At 56.3% G+C, this 869-nt stretch carries 1 protein-coding gene and 1 pseudogene; both read left to right on the forward strand.

Features of this window, described 5'->3' with window-relative positions:
• On the forward strand, window positions 1-569 hold a 569-nt coding region (locus tag GTGU_RS23445; RefSeq protein ID WP_038163648.1), incomplete at its 5' end, for a YmfQ family protein.
• Window positions 556-869: pseudogene (locus GTGU_RS23450) on the forward strand (integrase); the annotation flags it as partial. The gene GTGU_RS23445 and the pseudogene GTGU_RS23450, both read left to right, overlap by 14 nt.

The following is an 869-nucleotide window of genomic DNA, read 5'->3' on the forward strand; positions in this document are numbered from 1 at the left end:
CACTCTGGCAGGTGATGCCCCGTGGCCGGGCATGGCCCCGTGACGATAACGGTGATTTAAACCGGTTTTTACGGGCCTTAGCGAGGCGTTTAAGCCAGGCCGAAACGGACGCCGATAGCCTGTTGCCGGAGATGCGGCCTGAGACGACGTTCCAGTTGCTGGAGGAATGGGAGGCATACCTTGAGCTGCCGGAGTGTGGACAGGCAGCAGGCACGTTTGAAGACCGCCGTCGGGCGGTAGTTGAAAAATACCACCGTAAGGGCGGACTCGCGCCCTGGCAGATTGAAGAGGTGGCAGCAGCGCTTGGCTTCACTATCAAAGTCACTGTCATACTGCCGCACCACTGCCTGAGGAGCTGTATGTATCCGCTATACCCGGCCCGTTATCGCTGGGTATTGCAGATTGACGTTCTGGGTATCAGTGGTGGTCGTTTTACGTGTATCGATAACGTTATGACGCCGTTGCTCAACGACCGTGCGCGCGAGCTGGAGTGTGTTCTGACCAAATACAGGCTGGGTGGCACCGCCTACGAATATTTTTATCAGGAGACAACTGATGTTTTACGTTGATAATCCAAGTGGCGTTCCTGTGATGCCACCACCGTCACCTGTCTCCAGTGAGGCAGACCTGTTTTTCACCGAGGGCGGCAATGGGATCCCGCCGACATATCCGGGGCCGGACTGGTTCAATACGTTTCAGACCGAGCTGATAAACGTCGTCAGGGCGGCCGGGCTTAACCTGGATAAATTGAACAATGCCCAGCTACTGACAGCGCTTGGCCTGCTCTCTCTGAGCCGACAAAACCCGTTTGGCGACATCGCCGCTGATGGTCCTGAAGCGATAGCGACTGCTCTCGCAAACCTTGGTTT

It is taken from the genome of Trabulsiella guamensis ATCC 49490 (assembly GCF_000734965.1).
GTDB classification, from domain to species: domain Bacteria; phylum Pseudomonadota; class Gammaproteobacteria; order Enterobacterales; family Enterobacteriaceae; genus Trabulsiella; species Trabulsiella guamensis.